Origin of the sequence: Bradyrhizobium sp. AZCC 1588 (assembly GCF_036924735.1) — a bacterium.
GTDB lineage: Bacteria > Pseudomonadota > Alphaproteobacteria > Rhizobiales > Xanthobacteraceae > Bradyrhizobium.
Genome location: NZ_JAZHSC010000001.1, coordinates 6,052,837 through 6,074,150, shown reverse-complemented (window position 1 = coordinate 6,074,150; position 21,314 = coordinate 6,052,837). Strand labels below are relative to the sequence as shown.

Genomic DNA, 21,314 nt, shown 5'->3' with positions numbered 1-21,314 from the left:
GCAGTAAAACACTCGCGAGGCTCGTTCCGGTTTCGCTACGCAGAACGCGCTTGGCCTGATCCGACGTATAGCCATTGACCCGAGTTGGCGCTAGATTTTAGTGCTGCTGTACGCCTACTGAGGAGAACCGAAGTTCAAGACCGGTGCTGCGCACCCGTTTGCCCTCTTCGGCCGTTCGTAAATCGGCTATCGCGGCCGCCTACGCGACGAAGCATGCCCCCGAACATCGTTCAAAGCTGCTGAAAATCGGGCCTTGAGGGCACGGCACATGGCCCATTTCGCTGACTGTTGCCACGCGCGGCGCAGATGCCGGAGATAGGCAACTTGTTGACGGGCCGCGACGTCGAGCTATGGCAATTGGATGGACAGATCCGGACGTTCAAGGCACACATCTTGGGGTTAGCGCGATAGCTTCACACTTGCCGTTCGGCCGTATTTCAGACTCGGCTTGAAGCCAGAACTCCAGGTCGCGGTTGCTGGCCGTCCGTTCTGTCCCAAAGTTCGTGGGCGCGCTCTAATCTCTTCCCTGGTCCGCTGGGCGGGCCAGACGTTGTCCAAGCCTCTGTCTAAGTTCCTCGACCCACGCCCTAAGCCGCTCATAGGTCATCTGGTCAGTGATGCGCGAAGAAATGCGACTCGCTTGTGCAACCTTGCGGTGGCCGGCGTCCGCCTGAACCCCGGAGTTGGCGCTTACTGAGGCACCTCCTGCCCGACCGCTGCCGATGAGGTAGCAGGTGCAGATTTCTCTGGCGCTTCTTCATCCGCATCACTCGTGGTAATGGTGGCTACAACATCAGCGGCCATCGTTTCAAGCAATGCGACTTCGTCTCCGTCCAGGGTGCGGGGTTCGGAGTCGAGAATGCATAGCGCTCCGATTATCAGACCGTCAGCTGCGCGTAGCGGCGCCCCAGCGTAGAAGCGCACGTTCCATTGCTCGATCGTCTCGTTATCGGCGAAGCGCGGGTCGCGCTCGATATCCGAGACCACTAGCGTCTCGTCGTTGGCTACTACGTAGTTGCAGATCGCATGTTCGCGGTCCATCGGCAGCAGCGTACCTGTATCGTCGGTGATGGCATCCGGCAATTTTCCACTTTGTCCGACGAAGTATTCGCGGTCCTTATCGATAGTGGTGATCACGGCAACGCTGACGTTGAATACGTCCGCCGCACGCTTGGCGAGAGCATCCAGCGCTTCACGTTTGTCACCCTCTAAGACCCCAGTCGCTTTCAGCGCGTCGACACGCTCTGCGTCGTTGTCAGGCACGGGGGCTTGTTGGACCACCTTGGCTTCTTCAGGGTCGACGACGCGGTGAATACGACGGACCGCCTCCTCGACCGAAGTCACGACAGCATCGGCTTTGAGCGCTGCGAGGGATTCGTCGGTCAACAGTTCCGGGGGCGCCCTCCATAGCGCTAGAACGATGCGCAGATCCGGCCATCGTCTTCGCAGACGCCGGCAGACGTGGCGGGCGGGGATGGCTGGGTTCGGCGTAAAGTAGCTGAGGCAGACAATGTCCGCGCCCTTCAGGTCGAGTTTAGCCAGATAGTCGGCATTGACGCTTGCAGCGGGTTGGGAAGCTGCGGCGATCCGTTCGAAACCAAGCGCGTGGGCTAGCATCTCGCCGGCGAGGGCATCGATCTCCCATTTTCCTCCGATGCACAGGACCGTTGGCTTTGCCTCCGGACTCAGGGAGGCTGGGTATTGATCCCTGAGATCGTCGAGCAGTGTGTCCATTCCGCTTGCCAGACGCAGGCGGTGCTCAGCGCTTGCGTTCTGGAGATACTCCTCGCTTGCCAGACGAAGGACCTCAATGCCGATTGCATCGTAGAATGATATAATCGAAGACTCTTCGATTTCGGCGCTTGCGATCTCGACAGCTTCGTCGGCATCATCTGCAATCAGTCGCTGATAGATGCGGGCGGGTACATCCAGTGCAGGCGTCGAACCGAGCATAGTGTCGAGGAAGCGCAGCTGCGGCAGATTACGCCCGAGGACTAGTAGACAAACCGTGAGAGGGGTGGAGAGGATCAGCCCCACGGGACCCCAAAGCGCTGTCCACAATATCGCCGCGGCGATCAGCGATATGGCCGACAGGCCGGTGCTCGAACCATATAGCAGGGGCTCGACAATGTTGTTGCTTATCAACTCGAGGATGACGATCACCGCAACGGTCCATAGCAACATGCTCCAGCCATCGTCGACGGCAAAAGCGATCGAGACTGGAAAGATCGCAGCAATCAGTGGGCCGACATAGGGGATGAAGCGCATGACCACGCCCACGGCGCCCCACAGAAGCGCGCCTGGTACGCCGATGATCCAGAGGCCGGCAGCGAGCGGCACGCCGTAACTGACGTTTACGAGTAGCTGCATCAGAAGATACCTGCTGATACGCGCACCAGCCTCCTGGATCGCATCGGTCGAACGATGGAAGTTGCCACCCAATAGTCGTAGAAACCGGTCGCGAAGGTCGCCGATATCAAGCAGCGCCAGAAAGACGAAGATCAAGACGATGCCGGCCGTAGCCAGCGGCTCCGCTGACCGCACAAGCCAGGCAAATGCCTGCTCGAACGGCGTTTGCGGCATGGGAACGATTTCGACACGCTGTGGCACCGGGCCTTCCGCGGGTTTGTCGTCCTTTGACTCGACCTCCTTCTGTACGCGTTCGACTGTCTTCAGCACGCCGTCGAACAATCCGGGTGCCTTAAGATTCTGGCGTAGATCCGCCAACTTCGTCAGTATCGTCGATTGATAGGCCGGCAATTCGACAGCGATCGAACGGACCTGTGCGCCGAGAATAACGCCTAGTCCAACCAGGGCGCATCCGACGGTTACCATGACAAGGCTCGTCGCGAGCAGTCTGGGCAGGCCGAGCCGGGCAAGCCATGTGACGGGCGGGTTCAGCGCGAATGTGATCAGGAACGCGATCGCGAGTGGTATGAGTATTTCACGGCCGAAATACAGGCCAGCAAGGATGACCGCGCCCGACACCAGGGCGGCCGCAACTCTTACAATATCCAGTTCGCGAGACGTGACCGCGTCCGCGCGGACCTGGTTTGATGATGGACGCCCTGAGGCTGTAGGCAAATTATGCATTGTGCTGCGCCTCACACGAAAACGCGAACGGACCCAGCAAGTTCCCATCATGCAATTCGTGTCGCGAGCTTGCACGGGCAATAAATCGTCGGCTTCACAGACGACGGGACATGCACACGTTCCGCGAGGAAGCGATCGAGATGATCCGCGCCTAGGTAACGGCAGGCTGATCAGCGGTCACTCAGGCGGTGTCAATTTCGAGGTCCCAGCGGTCTTGATCCACCATCGGTGCCCTCGGCAGCGTCATGGCACCTTTGAGTTGCCGACACGGTAACGATGTCTGTTTATAGGGTAGTTCATTCCGAAACGGCCAGCCTCCAGTCGCGCTTGCTTGGCAAACTCACCTGTAAGAAGCTCGCCGGCTGCAGGTGCCTGCTCCGCTCGCAGCCTTGACGTTCATAAGGAGCATCCCCGATTATCCTGAGATCCCCAGCTTTCCAAGCGCTAGCCCGACTAATCGTGGATCCGGCTAGCCATGTTCGACGTCGTCCCCGCATGCCATGGCATCATTGACGTTCAGTAGCGAGCGGAGCGCAAGTTTGCCCGCCGCCTCCCTTAGTGTCTCGACACGTCCCGCAAACCGGTGAATGCCCTAACGCTTCCCAGATATTTGGTTTCGTACATTGCTCTTTGGGCTTCCAGTACCTCCTGCCGCTCCCGCGCGTGCAGATCTGGGGCTACGAGCTGAAGGGTTTCGCCGTCCAGAGCGGGAATAGACCGGTTGGGTTGTCTCGGATCGCTCATGCTCCCGGCCCTGATCACGATCGCTCTACTTTTCATGTTCGGAAATGCTGCGCTTCTGACCCAGGCGACTTAGTGTCTGATCTGCGCAAGGGAAAGTGGTTTCGGCTAGGAACAAGTCAACGGCAATCTTGTTTGGTACCAGCAATTAACCTGGAGGGTTCTATGGCTAGAGAGAAAGAACTGAAAGATCTGTTTCTTGATACACTGAAGGATATCTACTTCGCCGAGAAGAAGATCCTGTCCGCCCTGCCGAAAATGGCCAAAGCCGCGCAGTCGCCGAAGCTTAAGGCTGCGTTTGAAAAGCACATGGCCGAAACCGACGGCCAGGTCGAGCGGTTGGAGCAGGTATTCGCGTCGATCGACGAAACGCCGAAGGGCAAGACCTGCGATGCCATCGTGGGAATCATCGAAGAAGGCAAGGAAGTTATGGACGAGTACAAGGGTATGCCGGCCCTTGACGCTGGTCTGCTCGCTGCCGCACAGGCCGTCGAGCATTACGAGATTTCGCGTTATGGCACCCTCAAGACCTGGGCAAACGAATTGGGTTACGCCGATGCAGTGAAGTTGCTCGATGCAACCCTTAAGGAAGAGAAGGCAACGGACAGTGCCCTGAGTCAGCTCGCGGAATCCGAGGTCAACCAGCACGCCGAGACCGCGAAAGCCGCATAACCAAGCGACCCGATACCACCTACAAACGGCCCCAGCGCTACTGCGCTGGGGCCATTCTACCGAATACCGGACCGGGCTGAACATCCTCCGAAAGGCGGCGACAACAGAGTGTTCTTACGATCCTACTTTCTCTCGGGCCGCCTCCATCGCATCCTGGCCCGCCTGTTTGACGCGATCGACGTATTGGGCGCCGGCATCTTCGAATTCGGGTTTGAGCGTATCGGCCCCCTCTCGGACGCTTTGCGACACGGCCCCGGCACGCACCTTCAGATCTGCCTTGAGGCTGTCACTCAAGTCCCCCACCCACTCTTTTTCGAGACCCGACTTGGCCAGGGCGCCCGCCACCGTGGCGCCGATCACAAGGCCTACGGCACCAAGCACCAGCGGTTGCCTTTCCAGGAGATCGGACAGCGAGGACTGCGCCTGCCTCAGAGTTTCCTTCCTCGGCAAGGCCCGGCCCACCCGGTCAAACATTTCCCGGGCGCCGGCCACGCCTTCGTCGAATTGCTCGCTCATCGTTTCCGCCGCGCCGGACATCGCATCGGAAGTGGCCATTCTGGCGTTGCGGACCGTTTCATTGATATCGCGCGAGGCTTCGTCCTGCATTCGGGAGGCGCGATTCCGCATGGAACCGTAAGTATCGTCCCAGCTGGAGGCGGCCGACCTTTGGGCACGCGCGCCGAGATCGGCGAGCGGCGCGGCCGCTGACGTGACCGAACCGGCGGCGTTCTTCAGCTTGTCGCTGCCGATAAGCAGCCACAGCGCGCCACCTCCGATCAGGGCTGCGGCGAGCGGGTTTTCCCGGGCAGCCGCGGCCAGACCATCCATGAAACTCCCTTGTGAACCGATCATCGCACCATTCCCTTCACGGTGTCCTTGTCCTTTTCGAGCTGACGCAACGTTTCTCGCGGCGCCAGATGACGTGTGTCGAGCCGATTCATACCGACCGCAAGCAAGATGCCTGCGAGCACCGCGGCAACAATCGCGGAGATCAGATAAGAGACCGGCTGCGACCAGCCGCCCGCGATCAAGGCCGCGGAAAGCGCAAACAGCGCCATGACGATCGCGGGAATAACCAGGACGGCACCGGCCGCAATGAGGCCGACGGCGCCACCGATTTGCTGAACCTTCTCGCCGAGTTCGGCCTTGGCGAGATCAAACTCGTTCTGGAACAGTTTTGCGAATTGCGAAAGCGCGTCGCCGAAAAGGTGCGAGATCGTCCGAAGATCGGCTTTCGTGCTCATGACGCCTCACCTTTGTAGGATCCCGAGCTGTAGGATGATGACGGCTCGTAGGACGATGACGATGAGGAAGAGCCCTGGCGTGAAGAGCTCTCGCTTCCCGATGCCCTCAGGAAGCGGACAGCGGCGAAACCGGTCAGCACCGACAGACCCAAGAAGGCCGCAGGCTGCCGCTTGGCAAAATCCGTCGCGCCATCGACCAGATCGCGGAAGCTTCCGTTGCGGATTTTGTCGGCGGCTTCGTCGACATATTCGGCCGCCGAATTGATGCCGCGGGCTGCGAACGGCACGTCGTTTTCGAATGCGCGCGCCGCATCCCTGATGTTGCCGGCGAAGCGGCCGACAAAATCGGCACCCGAGCGCTGTTGTTCACGCGCCTGATCCTGGAAACGATCCGCAGTTCCGGCTGCAGCCTCCTTGGCGGCATCGGCCGCCTCCTTGAATTTGTCGCGTGCGGTGTCCGTCGACGCCCTCAGCACATCACCGGCGCGCTGTTTGATCTCAGCGCCGGCATCCGCCACCTGGTCCTTCGGGTTCTGGGACGAGCCCGTATTCTGGTTCTGGGAAGAATTCTTATCGCGGGTGTTAAGATCCGTATCGCTCATGGCGGCCTCTATTTGGCTGGCGGGTTTCGGGAAGGATCGAAGGCCGTTGTCACGACGTCGTCGGCCACCTCTTTGAGTCTCTCGGTCACGCCTTCGGTGATGCGGCTGGCGTGTCCGCCGAGGTCGGCTTCGGACAGGCTTCTTGCCGCGGCATCCGCCGCCGACAGCACCGTGTCCTTGGCCGCCTCAAATCCGGATTGAGCCGCCGTGCCGGCGGCGCGCTTGACGCGGTCGCTCGCTTCACCGGCCACGCTCGCCTCGACCCTGGTGCTCGGAAGGGAAGCAGCAAGGATCGCGCCGATCGCCACGCCGAGGCCGCCAATCAATGCGACGTTGTCCCGGATCACCTTGCTTGCAGTCGCGGGAGCAGCCGTCGCCGCGTTCGTCGCAGTCGAGCGAACGCGCTCCATCTTCTCCTTGGCTATCTCCGAAGCGGCATCCATGCCGGACCTGACCTCGGCGACGGCATCGGCGGCCTGCGCCGCGCGATCCCTCAGGTCACCAGCCATTCCGCTCGCCGCATCTGCCATTCCGCCTGCGGTTTCACGAGCTTCACCGGCCATGCCGGCTGCCTGACGCTCAGCGTGGGACATCGCTTTCCGCATACCGTCACCCAGATACTGGGCGCGTTCCGCGGTCTCGTCGATAACCTCCCTCGCCTTGTCAATTCCTGGCGCTGCCGCTTCCGCGGCGCGATCGCGAACAGTCTTCGAACTTAGGGCAAGGCCGGCACCGATCATCAAGAGCGGTAGTGGGAAGCCGCGGGCCAGGCGCATCGCGGGCACGGCGATCGCGGTGCCCGCGGCGATTGCCTGCATCGGATTATCCATGGCTTGTTGCTTCAGCGCATCCATCCAGCCGTGGGTCTTGTGACTGATGAAGCCGCTCACCTCAGCCTTGAGGTTTTCCGGCGAGACCTTGTAGCGGATGTCTTCTGCGGTGTCGGCGATCTGCTCCCTCAGCCGGTCGACGGTTGCCGCAAGCTGCGCGCGGCTTTGCTCGGAGTCCCGTCGTAGCTCCTCCACGGATCGTGTCATGTCGTCACCGCCTGTGCGTTCGTGTTGTTTTGAGAACGAACTCAGGCACTATTGAATCGTTCCTAACGCTCGTTGCGCGCCGCTGGATCGCGCGCGTCATCGATCGCCTTCGTTAATTCCGCGCCGAACAGGAATATCTGCGCGGAGTAGTAGACCCAGAACATCAGGACGATCAGCGCGCCCGCGGCGCCATAGGTCGAGTTCGGGGCTGCCTGACCGAGGTACCATCCGATCAGCGATTTCCCGACGGTGAACAGCAGGGCTGTGACAAAAGCGCCCAGCAGAAGATGGCGCCAGTAGATCGTCGTGCCCGGCAGTACCCTGTAGATCGCTGTGAACAATAGCGTGAAGATGCCAAGTGACACGACCGCGTTGAGCGCGCTGAGCACGGCCTTGCCGGTCGACCAGTGCCCCAGGGCGGATAGCCCGGCACTCGCGGCCAGCGAGACGATCAGCATGAAGCCCAGTGCGGCGACAAGGCCAAGGCTGGCTGCCCGGCTCCGGATCAAGGAGAAAATTGGCTCGTCCGTCGGCTCGGCCTTGAACGTTGCGTTCAGTGCCGTGCGCATCTCGCCGAACACACCGGATGCCGTTACCAGCACCGTGACGACGCCCACGACGGTTGCGGTCGCGCCTGACGTCGGATCGCTTGATCGGGCCAGGATGGATTTAATGAAGTCGCCGCCGGTTGGTCCCAACAACCGGCCGAGCTCATCACTGATCGCGGCGCGAGCGGCATCCTGCCCGAACGCCAAGCCGGCGATAGCCACGACGATAAGGAGTACGGGCGCCAGGGACGTGGCGGCATAGAAGGCGATGGAAGCTCCGCGGCTTAGGGCATCATTAGCGATAAAGCCGGATGCCGCCGCCTTCAGGACCCGCCACAAAAGTCCCATTGGTTTTCCCTCGCCTCCCTCGAACGCGCCACCAAACGATTAGCAGGGCGCTGAGCTCGTAGTGAACATCTCCGGGTTGCTGGCAACAAACTCCTTCCAAAGTTCTCCCATAATTCTCAGAACGTCTTCCGCGCGGTATCCCCGCCCGTTGGCCCGCTGGTTGACTAGCTGACCTAGCCGCATCGTTCCTGAAAGTGGGTCGCCACGACTGGGGATGAAAGCAGCCTCCGCCGGCTTATGCACCACCCTTGCGGAGTGACATTGAATTGGTTGCGCGTGACTAGAGTCGCCATGGCGGTTGCACACTCGTGTGATCGGACGGACACTCTCAACGTTGGAATACTAGGCAATGTTCCTAATGCGCTCGGGATCGCGCGGCCTTGCGACCGCTCCGAAATCGAATGACAACGCCGCGTTGCGGTCTCGCGGTTTATCGCTCCTCCGGATTCACCCCATTTGTGGGGCGTGATCTCGCGCGGTCAGCTTGATCACGGGCACCGGCCAGGAAAACCGGCATTTCAGCGACGCCTCCAGCTCCCAGAGCGTGTCGCGCGGTCACGGAGGGCGTCAGGCGGCAGGCTCGCCCGCCTTGCAGCGGTTGCATTCGACCAGCGAGCCCAACCGGCGTGACGCCGCATCGTTGAATTCCGGTCTCTGCGTCTGGAGTAACGCAGTCAGTAAGGATGTCTCTGTTAGGAACTATGCAAGCAGCGACACGTTTCGTCACGGGCACTAAATGGAGGACCGCATGGATTGGAGCCGCGTTGAAGGTAATTGGAAGGAGATGAAGGGCAAGGTCAAAGAACAGTGGGGGAAGCTTACCGATGATGACCTCAATGTCATAGACGGCAAGCAAGACCAACTCGAGGGCCGTCTGCAGCAGCGGTATGGCTATGCCAAAGACCAGGCCAAGAAAGAGATCGACGCCTGGTACGGAAGCCAGGGGTGGTAACAAAAGGCCCCGCTTTAGCGGGGCTTTTTATTTGGGCGAGGACAATTCTCTGCCGCGCTTATGCCGTTGCAGCGCGGGCGATCTACGCAACTCTTGCCCTACGGCACCATCGCCTCATGCCGTCGGCCGATCGCACCTGATCGAGCCATCCATTCCGGCACGAGAGCACCGTCGCGATGCCGTCCGCCGGCGCACGCGACCGCCCATGCAGCCACGGCGCCAAGCAAGACGGCGGTCGCGACCGAGAAGGCAAGGATGACTGTGCTGCGTAACAGCGGTCTCGGCGTTTACAATGACGCTGTCCACCCTTCGCTCTGCATCGGCCGCAGAGAGTCCCGTAAGCGCGCCAACCTGCTGAATGAGATAGGCGCGATCGTCCGTACTCAGGCCGCTATGACTTGAGGTGGTGAGAAGGATGCGCCCGGTCTCAGCGCGCTCGGCGCAGAGATCAACATTGGGCGCACGACGGCTGGCACGAAACAGCCGGTCAAGCTCATAGCTCAGGAACGGCTTGGCCGCGCTGGCCTGCGCAGGGCTTCGCATCGAAGGCGTTCGATTGAGACTGGCCGCGCCGATCAACGAGGCGAGCGCCGCTCCCATAATGACGGCCAGCGCCCGGACGCCCAAGCCGTGGACGCCGTCAGGGTCCTCAGTTTTTGGCAAACGGCACGTTTCTCCGGCGCGCTGCCGGTAGGCAGTCCGTTTTTTTGGCGTCGCGTATGTCCCATATCGGACAAACCGAGCATTCCCGATGGTCTGTGGGCTTCCCTATTCCGCGACGGCAGCCTGCTCTCTTGCGTGTCGGTTGGATCGCAAGGAAAGCCCCAGTTGATAGGCTTTGAATACGACGCCCCCGACGGTCCGCTTGGTCAGTTCGGCAATCTGCGGTGCGGAATAGTACTGGCCATGCGCTTTAGATCGTCGATATCTTGATCCGTCCAGCGTCTGCCGATCGCTCCCGGGGAGCTGCGCATGGAAAAGCGCTGCTATTTCGGCTACACGACTTCCTTAGAAAAAGGATTCGTTGCGTCCCCCTCATAAGGACGGACTTTGGTGAAGATAGCGGTCGTCGAATTGCGCCAGTTCCGCAAGCCTAGTTTCGTTGAGCACCCTCACCCGGCCCCTGTTGATATCGAGGATGTTCTCATCGCGCAGTTGTTTGATGATTCGGTTGGCGTGCACTGGCGTTATGCCCAGCGTCTCGCCAATCTGCTCCTGCGTGAGAGGCATCTCGAACGCGCCTGATTCCGTGTAGCCCGTGATGGCGAGACGTCTGCGCAACTCAACGACGATGTGAGCAAGCCGGCTCGCGGCCGGCCGTTGCCCAACATTGACAATCCATTCCCGGAACATCGCGGCATCGATCAGTGTGTCGCGCCAGAGCACCTCGGTGATGTTCGGATTCCCGCGCGTCATAGCCCGCAGCGCGGCGTGACTGATAAAGCCCAACCTGGAGGGGACCAAGCTGATGAGATCGTGGTCCATGCGGTGCAGATATAGGCTCTGAAGGTCGGGGATGTCCCCGGAGATATGAATGGAAAGAATTTGCCGCTGGCCGTTCATTATCGTTTTGGAGCGCACGCAGAATCCCTCGATCACCAGACAGCATTCCGTCGGGCGGTCGCCGTCGGAAACGATGGCTCGTCCGGCCTCCCACGGACGAACGACAATCGGAAGCGCGCGGATGGCGGCGATGTCCGCCTCATCGAGCCCCGTGACCGCATCAAGCCGCCGTAATAGGGTCGCGACGATCGATTCTTTATCCAAACCAGATTCTCCTTCGCGGTCCACTTTCTCTGGAAAAACGGGCGCGGAAGGGCGCGGTTCCCAACAAAGGTTAAGGATGAGGCCGCTGCGATGTGGAAAGTTCAGATCTCGCAGGAGATCTAACATGAAGAAAAAGCGCAACCGCAGCCGCCCGGTCCTTTCGCTTCAGGAACGCTTGAAACAAGTCGCGTCTCTCGCGCGCGCAAAAGCCGACGGCTTACCGCCGGGCCAGGAACGCGACCGTCTGATACAGACAGCGGTCTCCAGTGATGCTGCAGCCGCGATAGACCGGTGGCTGGCATCCCCGGAATTGCGCAGCCCGAAATAGCCGGCCGTTCAGCCTTCAGCATTCGCCCAAGCCATCACTTTGGTTTTTCGGCGTAGAGGTGGATGACGTACAGCCGGTTCGCGAATTCGTCGGTCACTTCCAGTCGCTAATCCTTGCCGGGACGCAACCTCCCATCGAGGTCCTGAATGATCTGCCCCACCGTCACCGTTGCCTCGCGCCACGCGGCTTGCGCATCCGGCCAGTTCTTCTCCCTCCTCGTCCGGCTCAGGTCGGTCGTGGTCCACACGGAAAAGGTATCTTGGCATGCTGGCATTTCTAGCGCCTACCTTCTTCTCGGCCCGCACGCCCTTGGACTTTCTTGGGCGCCATCTTTGCGGCCGGCTTTTCACCGCCATAAATTCGCTGGAGGCCCGGTCTCTCTTCGTCCATGCGCTCGCGCAAGCCTTGTAGCGACCAGAGCCCACGCCCGCCGCCATCAGCGGCCGCACCTGCTATATCGATGAGTGACCTGCGAGGATGCGTCCGACAGCAGCCAGACGATTGCCTGCGCAACCTCCTCCCGCGTTTGGCGGCCAAGCAGATGTGCCCTATCGCGAATTCCTGGCATGAATTTCGGTCTCGGAGCCGGACCCCCGTTTATACCGGAGCCTTGGGACCGGCCTCCCTCGCAAGTCCTATGATCGGCATCTAGTGCTTTCAACAGGCTTTCCGGCCGCCATCTCCTGGGCCATTTCGAGATGATGCCACAGGGTCGGCAGCGTCTTTTCTGCCCATTCCTTGAGGTTCGGGTCGTCGCCGCCTTTCGCGTACCGTTCAAACAGCGAAACGGCATCTTTGTGGCCGCTGACCTGGTCAAGATTGTATCGGGAGCTGAACTCGGTGCCATGAAGAGATTTTAGCTTGTCGATCTTGCTTTGGTGGAGGCTGTGCAGCTTGGTCGGCAGTGCCGTTTTCCACTCGCCGGCATGATCCATCAGATCAGCCGAAGTCACTTGATGATCCTTGATCATGGTCCCGGCAAACGCCTTCTGGTCGGCGTTGCCCCGTTCCTGCGCGATCCTGCTGGACTGAATTTCGAACATGTCACTGATGGCAACTTGCCTCTCGAAATCTTCCGTCTTCGGAGCGATGCCGAGGGTGGAGTTGATGCCGGTCTTTTGCAGGCGCGCCGAGGAGCATGAGCGCAAGGCATGCAAGATATGTCGTTTTGTAATCCTTAAGACGGGACCTTCCATATCAATCGGCGATGCCTCACTTCGTTCCTCGCATTCCCCGCGCCCCTCGCCTGCCCGGCTCGCCAACGCAGGAGCGAACCTGCCAAGCGGATGTTAAGGAGAATTGAGATAAAAGAGAGCACAGGCTGAGCCATGCTGCATTATCCCCGCCCTCCCTTTCCGAACCAACACCAGCCGATGCCCGGCAAGACTGCCGCGATGAATCCGGTGCCCGACCATGGCGAAACGACATACAAGGGCAGCGGCCGCCTCAACGGCAAGAAGGTCGTCATCACCGGTGGCGATAGCGGGATCGGCCGCGCGGTTGCCATCGCCTACGCCCGAGAAGGAGCTGACGTTCTGATCTCCTATCTCGACGAGCATGACGATGCCCGGGAGACCGAGCGGATGGTGACGGAAGCCGGCAGAACGGCCGTTTTGCTTCCCGGCGACATCCAGGACCCCGGTCAATGCCGCGCCGTCATCGCGAAGGCCGTATCGGAACTGGGCGGTGTAGATATCCTCGTCAACAACGCGGCCCATCAGGCCAGCTTCAAATCGATCGACGACATCAGCGACGAGGAATGGAAACTGACGTTCAAGGTAAACATCCACGCGATGTTTTATCTTACCATGGCAGCGGTAAGCCACATGAAGGCGGGTAGCTGCATCATCAACACGGCGTCGATCAATTCGGATGTACCGAACCCGACGCTGTTTGCCTACGCAACGACCAAGAGTGCTATCCACAATTTCACGGCGGGACTGGCGCAGATGCTGGCCGAGAAGGGCATTCGTGCCAATGCGGTTGCTCCAGGGCCGATCTGGACGCCACTCATCCCGTCCACCTTGCCTGAGGACTCCGTGAAGAACTTCGGCAAACAGGCCCCGATCAAGCGCCCCGGTCAGCCGGCTGAGTTGGCCACGGCCTATGTCGTGCTGGCCGATCCGCTTTCGAGCTACGTATCCGGCGCGACGATCGCCGTCACTGGCGGAAAGCCGTTCCTGTAAAAGGTATCCCCACTGGCCCATAGGCATTGCCAAGGCCCCGTTTCTCGCCGGAGCCTTGGCGGCCAGTTCCGGGTCAGGCAGCGTTCGATGCCTTGGTGTTGACGTCCTTCCGAAGCGCGATGGTATTGAGCTTCGTGTTCGCAGCCTTTTCCTCGTTGAGGTTGGTGGTCAGGAAGCGAACCACCTCGTCATGACCGAGCTTTTCGGCCCAGGCAATCAGCGTGCCGTAGCGGCAGATCTCGTAGTGTTCGACGGCCTGCGCGCCGGCGACGATCGCCGCATCGAGCACGGCCTTGTCGGCTACCTCGCCGGTCAATTCATCGGCTTCCGTAATCAGACCATCGATGGCCGGGCATTGGGTGCCGCGCGGCTGCTGCTCGAGCTTCAGAAACACCTTGTCCAGCCGCTCGATCTGCTTGTTGGTCTCTTTCAGATGCGCCTTGAGGCCCGCGACGAGATCGCGGTTGGCCGCCTTATCGATCATCTTCGGCAACGCCTTCGTGATCTGTTGCTCTGCATAATAAATATCCTGCAGGCCGTGCAGGAACAGGTCGTCCATTGTCTTGATGTCTTCTGTGAATAGTCCCATGGCATCCTCCTTGATTGGATGCGCGCTTAACTTTATTGCCGGGACCGTTGTTCCTAAGCGGCGCCGCTTCCTCGTCGTTTGCCCGAGCGATAGGAACAACTCGTGCTTCCAGGTCTTTCTCATCAACGACGCGGAGGATCCGGACGATGAAAGCACTGGCATGGCACGGTAGGGCGGCTGTATCGAGGTCGTCTTGAAGCCGTGACCTCATGGCGCGGGTTCTGATCGGTACATCGGGCTGGCACTACGATTCCTGGCGCGGGCCGTTCTTCCCGAATGGACTGCCCCTCAAGGAGCAGTTGCCTTATTACAGCAGCCAGTTTTCGACGACTGAGCTCAACGGCGTGTTTTACAGAATACCCACTCCGAAGGCGGTGGTGAGCTGGCGTGATCAGACCGGGCGCGATTTGGTTTTTGCCTGGAAGGCATCCAAATTCATCACGCATTGGAAGCGGCTTTCCGACAATTCGGTCAACAGCCTTGAACTGCTGGAAGACCGCCTGTCCCTACTCGGCAAGAAAGTCGGGCCGATCTTGTTTCAGCTTCCGCCCAACTTTAGGGCTGACGCCGACCGACTCACTTCCTTCTTCAAGCTTCTTTCGAAGAAAACGCCGCTACAGTTTCGAGTTCCGCCATCCAAGCTGGTATTCACCAGAGATATCGCGATTGCTCCGGCAGCAAGCCATCTCGCTATGCATTTCCGACCATCATGACGCGCCGGCGCCTTGGACGCGCACGGCGGACTTCGTCTATGTGACGCTGGTACGGCCCCACGGTCCGTTACAAGGGCCACTATAGTCCGCGAACCCTTTCGGAATGGGCTCGCCGCATCAGGTCCTGGAAGCGGCAAGGCTGCGACGTGTTCGTCTATTTCGACAAGACCAGAAAAGCGCGGCGCCGGCCGATGCAGACGCCTGACTGAGTCGACGGCGCCGGCCGACGACAGCGGACTGATTAGGAACCACTCCCTTGATCGGCCGTTTGACCTCCAGAAATCATTTGTCGACTTATCGGGCTTTCGGATGGATCCTTTCATCGATCGGCGCAGCAAGTCGCTTTGGATGGACGTTGCGGTCGCCCCAAACGCGACACCGCTGCAGGGCGGCAAGGAATGCAATGTTGTAATCATTGGCGCGGGTATTGCCGGGATTTCTACGGCCTATGAACTCGCCCTCGGAGGTTCGCGCGTCATCGTGCTCGATCGTGGGAAGATCGCGGGCGGCATAACGGCGCGCACCACTGCGCATCTGGCGCCGCTCTGCGATGATCTGACGTCCGCGATGATCGGCCTGCGCGGGGAGGACACATCCCGCCTGTTCTACGAGAGTCAGGCCGCAGCGGTGGATCGCATCGAGGAAATCCAGCAGCGGGAATCCATCGACTGCGATTTCCGGCACCTGGACGGTTTTCTGTTTCAGGCGCGCGACACCGATGCGAAGATCATTGAGGATGAATTGGATGCGGTCCGCAAGGTCGGCGCGCCTGTCCGTCGACTGGTCGGCGTTCCCCTCGCCCATTGCGCCCAGCGGCACGTATTATGCTATCCGCGCCAAGGCACCTTTCATCCTCTGAAATATCTCAGGGGTCTTGTCGCGGCCATCGAGACAAAGGGTGGCAGCTTCCACTGTGACACAGCTTAGGCAAGTTAGGTTTTTCCAGCCGTGAGGGTGTGATGAGTATCGCCGAACAAGACGACATCGAATCGCTGGTCTCCCTGCAGAAGCCGAACGTAGATCAAGGGGCGTGGGGATCCGACGAACTCTTGCAGGCACTGCCGGTAGCGCTCTATATGACGGACGCCGCCGGCCGTATCACCTTCTACAATGAAGCGGCGGCGCAATTGTGGGGATGCCGACCGACGCTAGGGACCGCCGAGTTTTGCGGATCATGGAAGCTCTATTGGCCGGACGGCACTTCCCTCCCGCACGCCGAATGTCCGATGGCGCTGGCGCTCAAGGAGCGGCGTCCTATCCGAGGCATGGAAGCGGTCGCCGAACGGCCGGACGGCACGCGCGTACCGTTCATTCCGTATCCAACGCCCCTGTTCGATGCTTCACGGGCTTTGATTGGCGCTGTCAACATGCTGGTCGACATCACCGAGCGCCGGGAGGCTGAACAGCGGCTTCGAGAGAGTGAGGCGCGCTATCGAGCCATCGCCGCGATCATCGAATCATCCGACGACGCGGTCGTTTCGAAGGACCTCAATAGCATCATCACAAGCTGGAATCAGGGCGCGGAGCGGCTGTTTGGCTATAGCGCTAAAGAGGCGATTGGGAAGTCGGTCATGATGCTAATCCCTCCCGACCGTCACGACGAGGAGCCGACCATTCTTGCCCGCATCCGGCGCGGTGAGCGCGTCGAGCACTACGAAAGCGTTCGCCAACGCAAGGATGGCCGCACCATCGACATTTCGCTGACGATCTCCCCGATCAGAGACAAGGACGGCAAGATCGTCGGCGCTTCGAAAATAGCCCGCGATATTTCATTTCGAAAGCGAGCAGAGGAGCAGCAGCGGCTGATCTTCCGAGAGATGGACCATCGCATCAAGAACCTCTTTGCTGTCGCTGGCGGCGTGGTCACGATGAGTGCCCGATCGGCGAAAACAGCGGAAGAACTCGCTACTGTGGTGCGAGACCGCTTGTTGTCCCTCGCGAAAGCCAACGACCTAACGTTGAAGCTGACTGCCGATGGCACTCATCGAATGCAACACTCAACGCTGCTGCATACGTTGATTGGGACGATTCTCTCGCCTTATGATGGCAGCACCGACAAAGGCCGGGCGCGTGTCACGATCAGCGGACCCGACATTCCAATCGCGGGCGACGTGGTGACCGGTTTTGCGTTGCTATTGCACGAGTTTGCAACCAATGCCACAAAGTACGGGGCACTTTCGAGCCAAAGTGGCTCCATCAATATCGCGTGCTCCGAAAACACTGACCAATTCGTGCTAACGTGGACGGAACGCGGAGGACCACCGGTTGGTCGTCAAGCAGAGGTAGAGGGCTTTGGTACGCTACTCTCCCGTGCAACGGTGCAGAGCCAATTTGGAGGCGGGATCGCGTGGGATTGGAACCCCGCAGGCCTGACAATAGACCTTTCTTTTCCAAAGGACCGCATAGTGGCGCATCCCTAGCGCTCAAGTCATTCTGGCGAAATCAAGTTGTGGACGATATACAAGAAATCACCGGACGGCTCAAAAGCCTAGCAAGATCAATCTCGCACGGCGGTGGTGATCCTATCCTTTCCTGGGCACCAAATCTCAACATCTGAGGAAGGCACCCGTTGGTCAGTCTCGCGCGCAGCGGACATACGGATTCCTGTCCGCGTTGTACCACTACCGCCCGCATGCTGGAGGTCGCCTTCTGGACCCAACGCGGACATAGACATGGCACAACGAACCCTCACTGGGACGCGCTACTCGCCGGTGGCGTCGCTATCCAGATGACCGGTAGGTCCGCGACTGAACACGCCATAGTTGCTGGATTTCATGCCATTGCCAGCGGTCGCAGTCGACGCGAGGCCCAGTTTAAGCAACTCGCGAACAGCCGCGGCTCGGGTCGGCATACGATGCTGAAATCTGAAGTCGTCAATCACCGATAGTTCTTCCGGCGAAAGCATGATCTGCAATCGCTCACCACGGAGATCGTTCATGGCCTCCTCCACGCAGAGCATTTTCAGTGTTCAACGCGAAATTAGTAAATTGCTCAATTCACTCAATCAAACCAAGTTCCTTCAACAACCGAAAAATCCAAAAATTAGTAAAAATACTAATAATATCAATAACTTAGATGTTTACAGTCCCCATGTCGAGGAATACACTTTCCAATACGGTTGCCAAAAATGTCCGGTGCACCTGTGCGATGAATGCCTCAAAGCCCCCAATCTGCCCGAAATGCCACAAGTCCATCGGGCTCACGCTCGTGAAGGTTAAGCGGATCGATTGTGGACCTCTTCGCTCGCGGGACAGCAAGTGGTGATGAGAACGCCGGTCCCGCCTTCCATGGAAATGGAGCAGCGCCATGCAGCGACGCCGTTTTAAACAAATCCTGTCGTTCCCTGATCGACTTGCGCAGGAAGCCGAACGCCTACGCGAAGAAGCCAAGAAAATGCCGCACGGAAAGGAGCGAGAAGAGCTCTTGAGAAAAGCCCGGCAGGCCGACACCGCATTGCGTATAAACGATTGGCTATCGTCTCCGGGGCTAAAGCAACCGGAATAAGCAGCGCAGCACCATGCCAGAATATCGCGGCGTGAGTGGATTCCGATGAGCAAAGCCGTCGAAGAGATTTTTGAGTTCTATCCTTGAAGATTTTAAAGCCTGCAGACATGCCAAGGAAGAACTCGAAGCCAAGGCGCTGTTTAGGCTTTTGAACCGCGCATTCAAGGTAAAAAATCAGGCCGCTGGCTTCCCGCTCACGCGCTCTTCTTTGACCGGCTGGTCGCAATCAGAACCAGCATGAACGAAACCGCGGTCATCAGCGTGCTGATGGCCGCAATCGTCGGGTCGATCTCGTCGCGGAGTGCGGTGAACATCCGCTTGGTCAGCGGTTGATATTGACCGCCGGAAATGAACAAAGCGACGATGGTCTCGTCCATCGCGGAGATGAAGGCGAAGATGCCGCCGGCGATCACGCTGGGCTTGATCTGCGGCAGCGTCACCACAAAGAAGCTGCGCAACCTATTCATGCCGAGGCTGCGCGCCACCATCTCCTGCGTGGCGTCGAAGCTCTGCAGGCCCGCCGCGACCGAGATGACGACATAGGGCAGACCCAGCATGACATTGGCGAGCACGAGGCCGGTCATGGTCGCGGCGAGGCCAACCTTGGCGAAGACGAAGAAGATGCCGACTGCGGTGATGATGATCGGCACCACCAGCGGCAGCAGCAGGGTCATGTGGATCAGCCGCATGATCCGCCATTTTGACTGGCTGATCGCATAGGCTGCGGCTACTCCAAGCGGAGTTGCGATTATGACGGTGAGAACCCGCAACCGTCAGCGTCACGCGGGTTGCCTGCATCCAGGCGGGATTGCCGACATATTCCTGATACCAGCGCAGCGACAGCGCCGGCGGCGGGAAGTTCAGGTAGCGCGCGGCCGAGAACGACATCGGCGCGATGATCAGGATCGGCAGGATGAGATAGAGCAGCACCAGCGCGCAGGTCACGACCAGGGCAATGCGGAATGGGCGGGACATCGTCATTTTTGCCCCAACACGCGATCGAGCGGAATGAAGCGGCTGACAGCAAAGAAGATTAGGCCGACCGCGACCAGCAGCACCACGCCGACGGCGCTGGCTGCGCCCCACTGGTCGTAGAGTTCGACATTGCGGCTCACCAGCATCGAGATCATGATGGTGCGGCCGCCGCCGAGCAATTCAGGCGTGATGTAGAAGCCGAGGGTGAGCACGAAGACCAGCGTGCTGCCCGCGAGCACCCCGGGCAGCGACAGCGGCAGGAATATCCGCCAGAAGGTGAGCATCGGACCGGCGCCGAGACTGGCGCCGGCCTGCATCAGATCGCGCGGGATCTGCTGCATGGTGGCGTAGAGCGGCAGCACCATGAACGGCAGCAGGATGTGCAGGGTGGCAACGATGGTGCCGAATGTGTTGTGGACCAGCGCCAGCGGCTCGTCGATCACGCCGAGCTGGCGCAAAAGCTGGTTGATGACGCCGGTCCGTTGCAGCAGTGCTAGCCAGGCATAGGCGCGGACCAGCACGCTGGTCCAGAACGGCAGCACCACCAGCGCTAGGATGATGATGCCCCACTTTTTTGGCGCGACGCTCGCCGCATAGGCGATGGGATAGCCGAGCAGCAGCGCCAGCAGCGTCACCAGCAGGCTGATCTGGAACGTCAGGGCAAAGCTGCGCCAGTAGATGTCCTCGCTCCAGATCCGGCGGTAATTCTCGAGCGTAAAACCGTTGTGATAAACCGACTGCCAGGCGAGCCAGCCGACCGGCAGCACGATCAGCAGCAGGATCACGAGCAGCGCAGGCAGCGCCAGCGTCAGCATCACGCGCTGCTCGCGACGTTGGTGGAGTACCGAGAGGTCCTGTACGGGGCGGCTCATTGTGATCCTGCGATGGCGCGGCGTGCTGACGAACGCCGCGCCGGGTTGCCGACAAAGCTACTTCTGCATGAAGCCGACCCAGCGCTTCTCCGCCGCCTCGCCCGCCGGCGACGACCACTAGGCGTAGGACATCAGCGCCTGCTTGGCCGCGTTCTCCGGCGCGCTCGGTAGTTGCGCAACCCGCTCTGGCTTGATGACGCCGGTGTCGAAGGCCTTCGGGTTGGCTGGACCGTAATCGATATGTAGCGGCAGATTGGCCTGGTGGACGGGATCGACCGCCTCGTTGAGGAAGCGGACCGCGGTCGCCAGATTGGGCGCATCCTTGAGGATGCAGAGCGAGGTGCTCTGCAGGATGCCCTGATTGTAGGTGAAAGCGACCTTGGCGCCTTCCTTGGTTAGCGCGCTGACGCGGCCGTTCCAGGCCATCACCATGTCGACCTCCCCATCGTTGAGGAGCTGCGCCGATTGCGCGCCCGAGGTCCACCACACCGTGATATTGGGCTTGATCTCCTCGAGCTTCTTGAAGGCGCGGTCGACGTCCAGCGGATAGAGCTTATCGGGCGCGACACCGTCGGCCATCAGGGCGGCCTCCAGCGTCGCGATCGGATGATTGCGCAGCGCGCGGCGGCCCGGGAACTTCTTCACATCCCAGAAATCGGCCCAGCTATTGGGCGCGGCCTCGGCCGTGTATTTCTTCTGACTGTAGGCGAGGACGCTCGAATAGAACTCATAGGCGACGGAATAGGGGGAACGATAGGCCTCGGGCATCGCCGCGGCGTTCGGCAGTTTCGAGAAATCGAGTTTTTCGAGCAGGCCCTGCTCGCCGCCGCGCAGGCAATAGCCGGTCGGCACGTCGACCACATCCCAGGTCGGCTTGCCGCTAGCGACCTGCGATTTGATCGCAGGCCAGGCGTCGGGGATGCTGTCCTGGTTGATGGTGATGCCAAGTTTCTTGGCCGATGGATCGAGAATCGCGATCGTCTGCGCTTTCTGATAGGCGCCGCCCTGGGACACGAAGGTGATCTGGTCCGCATTGGCGGGAAGCGCCGAGAGCGTCGCGAGGACACTAAAGGAAACACCAACCGAAACGCCGAGCAGTGCGCGCCGGGAGCAAGATGCAGTCATCATGTTCAACCCCTTTTG

The 21,314-nt window shown here is 60.0% G+C and carries 21 protein-coding genes and 2 pseudogenes; 9 read left to right on the top strand and 14 right to left on the bottom strand.

Features of this window, described 5'->3' with window-relative positions; translation table 11 throughout:
- Window positions 1–690 precede the first annotated feature (690 nt).
- Entirely contained in the window at window positions 691–3,093 is a 2,403-nt protein-coding gene (locus tag V1277_RS28160; RefSeq protein ID WP_334419107.1) for an AI-2E family transporter, read from the bottom strand.
- A 906-nt stretch (window positions 3,094–3,999) separates the two neighbouring features.
- On the opposite strand from V1277_RS28160, the gene V1277_RS28155 reads away from it, so the two are divergent.
- On the top strand, window positions 4,000–4,506 hold the full coding sequence (locus V1277_RS28155; RefSeq protein WP_108522332.1) for a YciE/YciF ferroxidase family protein: 507 nt from the start codon (window positions 4,000–4,002) through the stop codon (window positions 4,504–4,506).
- Between the two features lie 114 nt (window positions 4,507–4,620).
- Here V1277_RS28155 and V1277_RS28150 read toward each other — a convergent pair whose 3' ends face one another.
- The 5 genes from V1277_RS28150 to V1277_RS28130 form a co-directional block, all read right to left on the bottom strand.
- Window positions 4,621–5,358 (bottom strand): hypothetical protein, encoded by a 738-nt coding sequence (locus tag V1277_RS28150; RefSeq protein WP_334419106.1) that lies wholly within the window; start codon window positions 5,356–5,358, stop codon window positions 4,621–4,623.
- Window positions 5,355–5,750 (bottom strand): phage holin family protein, encoded by a 396-nt coding sequence (locus V1277_RS28145; protein WP_334374819.1) that lies wholly within the window; start codon window positions 5,748–5,750, stop codon window positions 5,355–5,357. Before V1277_RS28145 ends, V1277_RS28150 begins: the two co-directional genes overlap by 4 nt.
- On the bottom strand, window positions 5,747–6,352 hold the full coding sequence (locus V1277_RS28140) for a hypothetical protein (RefSeq protein ID WP_244608609.1): 606 nt from the start codon (window positions 6,350–6,352) through the stop codon (window positions 5,747–5,749). The genes V1277_RS28145 and V1277_RS28140 overlap by 4 nt, the downstream gene beginning before the upstream one ends.
- An 8-nt stretch (window positions 6,353–6,360) precedes the next feature.
- Complete coding sequence (locus V1277_RS28135) at window positions 6,361–7,389, bottom strand: DUF3618 domain-containing protein (RefSeq protein ID WP_334419105.1); 1,029 nt, start codon at window positions 7,387–7,389, stop codon at window positions 6,361–6,363.
- A 62-nt stretch (window positions 7,390–7,451) separates the two neighbouring features.
- On the bottom strand, window positions 7,452–8,285 hold the full coding sequence (locus V1277_RS28130) for a YihY/virulence factor BrkB family protein (RefSeq protein ID WP_334419104.1): 834 nt from the start codon (window positions 8,283–8,285) through the stop codon (window positions 7,452–7,454).
- A 748-nt stretch (window positions 8,286–9,033) separates the two neighbouring features.
- Between V1277_RS28130 and V1277_RS28125 the strand changes: the two genes are divergently transcribed.
- Window positions 9,034–9,237, top strand: coding sequence for a CsbD family protein (locus tag V1277_RS28125; protein ID WP_108522338.1), 204 nt, complete (start codon window positions 9,034–9,036; stop codon window positions 9,235–9,237).
- Between the two features lie 1,035 nt (window positions 9,238–10,272).
- On the opposite strand, the gene V1277_RS28115 is transcribed toward V1277_RS28125, so the two are convergent.
- On the bottom strand, window positions 10,273–11,004 hold the full coding sequence (locus tag V1277_RS28115) for a Crp/Fnr family transcriptional regulator (protein WP_334374816.1): 732 nt from the start codon (window positions 11,002–11,004) through the stop codon (window positions 10,273–10,275).
- A gap of 124 nt (window positions 11,005–11,128) precedes the next feature.
- On the opposite strand from V1277_RS28115, the gene V1277_RS28110 reads away from it, so the two are divergent.
- Window positions 11,129–11,332 (top strand): hypothetical protein, encoded by a 204-nt coding sequence (locus tag V1277_RS28110; RefSeq protein WP_108522340.1) that lies wholly within the window; start codon window positions 11,129–11,131, stop codon window positions 11,330–11,332.
- Window positions 11,333–11,438: 106 nt separating this feature from the next.
- Here V1277_RS28110 and V1277_RS28105 read toward each other — a convergent pair whose 3' ends face one another.
- Window positions 11,439–11,606 (bottom strand): hypothetical protein, encoded by a 168-nt coding sequence (locus tag V1277_RS28105; protein ID WP_334374814.1) that lies wholly within the window; start codon window positions 11,604–11,606, stop codon window positions 11,439–11,441.
- 361 nt (window positions 11,607–11,967) lie between these two features.
- On the bottom strand, window positions 11,968–12,489 hold the full coding sequence (locus V1277_RS28100) for a DUF4142 domain-containing protein (protein WP_442894524.1): 522 nt from the start codon (window positions 12,487–12,489) through the stop codon (window positions 11,968–11,970).
- 171 nt (window positions 12,490–12,660) lie between these two features.
- Between V1277_RS28100 and V1277_RS28095 the strand changes: the two genes are divergently transcribed.
- The gene (locus V1277_RS28095) at window positions 12,661–13,518 is read left to right on the top strand and encodes an SDR family oxidoreductase (RefSeq protein ID WP_334374812.1); all 858 of its coding nucleotides are present in this window, start codon (window positions 12,661–12,663) and stop codon (window positions 13,516–13,518) included.
- 73 nt (window positions 13,519–13,591) lie between these two features.
- Here V1277_RS28095 and V1277_RS28090 read toward each other — a convergent pair whose 3' ends face one another.
- The gene (locus tag V1277_RS28090; RefSeq protein WP_334374811.1) at window positions 13,592–14,107 is read right to left on the bottom strand and encodes a YciE/YciF ferroxidase family protein; all 516 of its coding nucleotides are present in this window, start codon (window positions 14,105–14,107) and stop codon (window positions 13,592–13,594) included.
- Window positions 14,108–14,316: 209 nt separating this feature from the next.
- On the opposite strand from V1277_RS28090, the pseudogene V1277_RS28085 reads away from it, so the two are divergent.
- The 3 genes and pseudogenes from V1277_RS28085 to V1277_RS28075 all read left to right on the top strand — a co-directional run bounded on the left by V1277_RS28085 (window position 14,317) and on the right by V1277_RS28075 (window position 17,240).
- Window positions 14,317–15,025: pseudogene (locus V1277_RS28085) on the top strand (DUF72 domain-containing protein).
- 104 nt (window positions 15,026–15,129) lie between these two features.
- The gene (locus V1277_RS28080; RefSeq protein WP_334419102.1) at window positions 15,130–15,747 is read left to right on the top strand and encodes an NAD(P)/FAD-dependent oxidoreductase; all 618 of its coding nucleotides are present in this window, start codon (window positions 15,130–15,132) and stop codon (window positions 15,745–15,747) included.
- A gap of 32 nt (window positions 15,748–15,779) precedes the next feature.
- Complete coding sequence (locus tag V1277_RS28075) at window positions 15,780–17,240, top strand: PAS domain S-box protein (RefSeq protein ID WP_334419101.1); 1,461 nt, start codon at window positions 15,780–15,782, stop codon at window positions 17,238–17,240.
- A 281-nt stretch (window positions 17,241–17,521) separates the two neighbouring features.
- Here V1277_RS28075 and V1277_RS28070 read toward each other — a convergent pair whose 3' ends face one another.
- Complete coding sequence (locus V1277_RS28070) at window positions 17,522–17,758, bottom strand: hypothetical protein (protein WP_334374808.1); 237 nt, start codon at window positions 17,756–17,758, stop codon at window positions 17,522–17,524.
- On the opposite strand from V1277_RS28070, the gene V1277_RS28065 reads away from it, so the two are divergent.
- Together V1277_RS28065 and V1277_RS28060 are read left to right on the top strand one after the other, a co-directional pair.
- The gene (locus tag V1277_RS28065; protein WP_334419100.1) at window positions 17,757–18,038 is read left to right on the top strand and encodes a hypothetical protein; all 282 of its coding nucleotides are present in this window, start codon (window positions 17,757–17,759) and stop codon (window positions 18,036–18,038) included. The genes V1277_RS28070 and V1277_RS28065 overlap by 2 nt on opposite strands.
- 88 nt (window positions 18,039–18,126) lie before the next feature.
- Window positions 18,127–18,324: a hypothetical protein gene (locus tag V1277_RS28060; protein ID WP_247834207.1), complete on the top strand. Its 198-nt coding sequence runs from the start codon at window positions 18,127–18,129 to the stop codon at window positions 18,322–18,324.
- Window positions 18,325–18,518: 194 nt separating this feature from the next.
- On the opposite strand, the pseudogene V1277_RS28055 reads toward V1277_RS28060, so the two are convergent.
- The 3 genes and pseudogenes from V1277_RS28055 to V1277_RS28045 all read right to left on the bottom strand — a co-directional run bounded on the left by V1277_RS28055 (window position 18,519) and on the right by V1277_RS28045 (window position 21,299).
- Window positions 18,519–19,305 (bottom strand): annotated as a pseudogene (locus V1277_RS28055) (ABC transporter permease).
- Complete coding sequence (locus V1277_RS28050) at window positions 19,302–20,171, bottom strand: ABC transporter permease (RefSeq protein ID WP_334419099.1); 870 nt, start codon at window positions 20,169–20,171, stop codon at window positions 19,302–19,304. The pseudogene V1277_RS28055 and the gene V1277_RS28050 overlap by 4 nt, the downstream one beginning before the upstream one ends.
- Before the next feature lie 117 nt (window positions 20,172–20,288).
- On the bottom strand, window positions 20,289–21,299 hold the full coding sequence (locus V1277_RS28045; RefSeq protein ID WP_334419098.1) for an ABC transporter substrate-binding protein: 1,011 nt from the start codon (window positions 21,297–21,299) through the stop codon (window positions 20,289–20,291).
- Window positions 21,300–21,314 lie beyond the last annotated feature (15 nt).

Coding starts and splice junctions, on each gene's coding strand:
- V1277_RS28160 (WP_334419107.1), bottom strand. CDS start 3,093: ATGCATAATTTGCCTACAGCCTCAGGGCGTCCATCATCAAACCAGGTC.
- V1277_RS28155 (WP_108522332.1), top strand. CDS start 4,000: ATGGCTAGAGAGAAAGAACTGAAAGATCTGTTTCTTGATACACTGAAG.
- V1277_RS28150 (WP_334419106.1), bottom strand. CDS start 5,358: ATGATCGGTTCACAAGGGAGTTTCATGGATGGTCTGGCCGCGGCTGCC.
- V1277_RS28145 (WP_334374819.1), bottom strand. CDS start 5,750: ATGAGCACGAAAGCCGATCTTCGGACGATCTCGCACCTTTTCGGCGAC.
- V1277_RS28140 (WP_244608609.1), bottom strand. CDS start 6,352: ATGAGCGATACGGATCTTAACACCCGCGATAAGAATTCTTCCCAGAAC.
- V1277_RS28135 (WP_334419105.1), bottom strand. CDS start 7,389: ATGACACGATCCGTGGAGGAGCTACGACGGGACTCCGAGCAAAGCCGC.
- V1277_RS28130 (WP_334419104.1), bottom strand. CDS start 8,285: ATGGGACTTTTGTGGCGGGTCCTGAAGGCGGCGGCATCCGGCTTTATC.
- V1277_RS28125 (WP_108522338.1), top strand. CDS start 9,034: ATGGATTGGAGCCGCGTTGAAGGTAATTGGAAGGAGATGAAGGGCAAG.
- V1277_RS28110 (WP_108522340.1), top strand. CDS start 11,129: ATGAAGAAAAAGCGCAACCGCAGCCGCCCGGTCCTTTCGCTTCAGGAA.
- V1277_RS28105 (WP_334374814.1), bottom strand. CDS start 11,606: ATGCCAGCATGCCAAGATACCTTTTCCGTGTGGACCACGACCGACCTG.
- V1277_RS28095 (WP_334374812.1), top strand. CDS start 12,661: ATGCTGCATTATCCCCGCCCTCCCTTTCCGAACCAACACCAGCCGATG.
- V1277_RS28090 (WP_334374811.1), bottom strand. CDS start 14,107: ATGGGACTATTCACAGAAGACATCAAGACAATGGACGACCTGTTCCTG.
- V1277_RS28080 (WP_334419102.1), top strand. CDS start 15,130: ATGGATCCTTTCATCGATCGGCGCAGCAAGTCGCTTTGGATGGACGTT.
- V1277_RS28075 (WP_334419101.1), top strand. CDS start 15,780: ATGAGTATCGCCGAACAAGACGACATCGAATCGCTGGTCTCCCTGCAG.
- V1277_RS28065 (WP_334419100.1), top strand. CDS start 17,757: ATGGCCTCCTCCACGCAGAGCATTTTCAGTGTTCAACGCGAAATTAGT.
- V1277_RS28070 (WP_334374808.1), bottom strand. CDS start 17,758: ATGAACGATCTCCGTGGTGAGCGATTGCAGATCATGCTTTCGCCGGAA.
- V1277_RS28060 (WP_247834207.1), top strand. CDS start 18,127: ATGCAGCGACGCCGTTTTAAACAAATCCTGTCGTTCCCTGATCGACTT.
- V1277_RS28050 (WP_334419099.1), bottom strand. CDS start 20,171: ATGAGCCGCCCCGTACAGGACCTCTCGGTACTCCACCAACGTCGCGAG.
- V1277_RS28045 (WP_334419098.1), bottom strand. CDS start 21,299: ATGATGACTGCATCTTGCTCCCGGCGCGCACTGCTCGGCGTTTCGGTT.